The following is a 2,351-nucleotide window of genomic DNA, read 5'->3' on the forward strand; positions in this document are numbered from 1 at the left end:
GCCGCGGCCGTGGGGGGTGCCGTGGCCGTGCCGTAGTGGTGCCGTGGCGGCGCCGTGGCGGCGCCGTGCCGGTGCCGTGGCGGCGCCGTGCCGGTGCCGTGGCGGTGCTCAGGCGGCGACGACGGCCGGCGAGAGCTGCTCGCGCAGGCTCGACAGCAGCGCCGGGAGCTGCGATCGCTCCCGGACGGCGCCGAATACGTAGAAGTCGGGGCGGACCAGGACGGCCGAGGCCGAGAGCTCCGCCAGGAAGGACAGGTAGACGCCGTCGACGTCGACGACGACCCGGTCGCCGCCCTCGCCGCCCTCGCCGACCCCGCCCCGCCGCGGCGGCGTCGTGCCGGCCGGCAGCAGCCGCACCACCCGGCCGCCGAGCGAGTCGAGCAGCTCCCGCTGCCCGGCGTCGAGCAGGCCGTCCGGCTCCTCGGTGGTGAGCAGGACGAAGCCGGTGCCGACCACCGAGTCGAAGCGGTCGGTCACCTCGCCCTCGGCCACCCGCGCCTGCGGGCCGAGCTTCCCGGCCGGCGCCACCGGCTTCCCGGCCCCGTCCCGGTGCAGGAAGCCGTCGACCAGGGTCTCCAGCACCGTCTGCGGGCGGGCCAGGCCCAGTCCGCGCTGACGGCTGGCCATCATGACGGTGTCCCGGTCGGCGGCGGCCTTCGGATCCGTCATGCAGATCGCCCTGCCCAGGTTCACCGACATGGTGATGGCGTTCTTGACGTGCGGGCGCCGCTCGGCGTCGTAGCTGTCGAGCAGCCGCTGGTCGGCGCCGTCCCGCAGGACGAGGTCGAGCTTCCACGCCAGGTTGGCCGCGTCGCGCAGACCCGAGCACATGCCCTGCCCGGCGAACGGCGGCATCAGGTGCACGGCGTCGCCCGCGAGGAGGACCCGCCCGGACCGCCACCGGTGGGCGAGCCTGGCCTGGAAGACGTAGGAGGTGAAGCGGTCCAGCGTGGCGTTCTCCGGGCGGACGTCGCAGAGCTCCAGCATCCGCCAGGCCGTCTCCTCGGTGTTGAACTCCTCGGAGCTCTCCCCCGGCATCCGCATGAACTCCCAGCGCCGGTGCCCGGGCCCGGCCGACACGGCGACCCTGGGCCGGATCGGGTCGGCGAGCTGGAGGTTGTTGTGCTCGAACTCCCTGGGCTCGTGGAGCACCACGTCGCACACCAGCCACTCGTGCTGGAAACCGAAGTCGGTGAAGTCCGGCTCGAAGGTTCCGCGCACGAAGCTGTTGGCGCCGTCGCAGCCCACCACCCAGCGCGCGCGGAGGAGGCGCCGGTTCCCGGTGCCGTGCTCGACCGTGGTCAGCTCGACGGTATCGCCGCGCTCCTCCAGCCGTACGGCCTCCTGGCCGCGCAGGACCCTCAGGTTGGGGAAGTCGCCGGCCCGCTCCGCGAGCGCGGCCTCCAGCCCGGGCTGGTACATCGACGTGGAGTCCGGCCAGCCGTTGCGCCGCAGGTCGTCGACGTCGAGCCGGAAGAGGATGTCCCCGGCGAGGTTGGTCACCGTGTAGTCGCGGGAGGACTCGCCGATCCGGTCGAAGCTGTCGCTGATCCCGACCGCGGCCAGGATCCGGGCCGCCTCGCCGTCGAACGCCACCGCGCGCGGCAGCCGGTACGGCTCCGGCCACCGCTCGACGACGGTGACCTGCCAGCCCCGCTGGGCCAGTTGGATCGCCAGGACCTGGCCGACCGGGCCGTACCCGACGATCAGGACGTCGGCGGTCTCCTCGGCGTTCGGCGTCGTCGCCCGGGCGGCGCCGCCCGCGTTCGTGTCGAAGTCGCTCATGCCAGCTGCTCCTTCAGGTGCTCGGCCAGCATCTGCGGGGTCGGCTGGTCGAAGAGGAGCATGGCCGGCAGGTCGAGGCCGGTCGCCACGTTCAGCCGGTTCCGCAGGTCGACCGCGGTCAGGGAGTTGAAGCCCACCTCGAAGAAGGGGGAGTCCGCCTCCAGCGCGTCCGCGTTCGGCTGCTCCAGGACGGCCACGGTGTGCGTGAACACCAGCTCCAGGAGCACCTGCACCTGCTCGGCCGACGGCAGTCCGGCGAGCCGCTGCTTCAGCGCCTCCGCCATCGCCGCGTCCGCTTCCGTTTCCACCATTTCCGTTTCCACCATGACCTCGTTGAGTTCGGTTGAGCCGTTCGTCGAAGACCTCGCCGGGGACGAGGACTCGAGCCAGTAGGACTTGTGCTGGAAGGCGTAGGTGGGCAGTTCCACCGCGCGGGCGCCGGTGCCCGCGAACACCGCCGACCAGTCGAGGCCGGCGCCCCGCACATGGAGCTGGGCCAGGGCCGTGAGGACCGTCCGGTCCTCGGGGCGGCCGGCCCGCACCGCCGGGACGAAGGCCGCCGTGCC

General features: G+C 73.3%; 2 protein-coding genes. Both read right to left on the bottom strand.

Annotated elements, in window-relative coordinates; translation table 11 throughout:
- Positions 1-108: 108 nt before the first annotated feature.
- Positions 109-1,785, bottom strand: a complete 1,677-nt coding sequence (locus AB0E96_RS40425; protein WP_359831754.1) for a bifunctional 3-(3-hydroxy-phenyl)propionate/3-hydroxycinnamic acid hydroxylase — start codon at positions 1,783-1,785, stop codon at positions 109-111.
- A partial coding sequence (locus tag AB0E96_RS40430) for a phosphopantetheine-binding protein (RefSeq protein ID WP_359831756.1) occupies positions 1,782-2,351 on the bottom strand: 570 nt, incomplete at its 5' end. The genes AB0E96_RS40425 and AB0E96_RS40430, both read right to left, overlap by 4 nt.

The sequence above is a fragment of the Kitasatospora sp. NPDC036755 genome, from assembly GCF_040636595.1.
Lineage (GTDB): Bacteria > Actinomycetota > Actinomycetes > Streptomycetales > Streptomycetaceae > Kitasatospora.

What these genes read in the sequence shown, in the direction of transcription:
- AB0E96_RS40425 (WP_359831754.1), bottom strand. Translation starts at nt 1,785, where the DNA reads ATGAGCGACTTCGACACGAACGCGGGCGGCGCCGCCCGGGCGACGACG.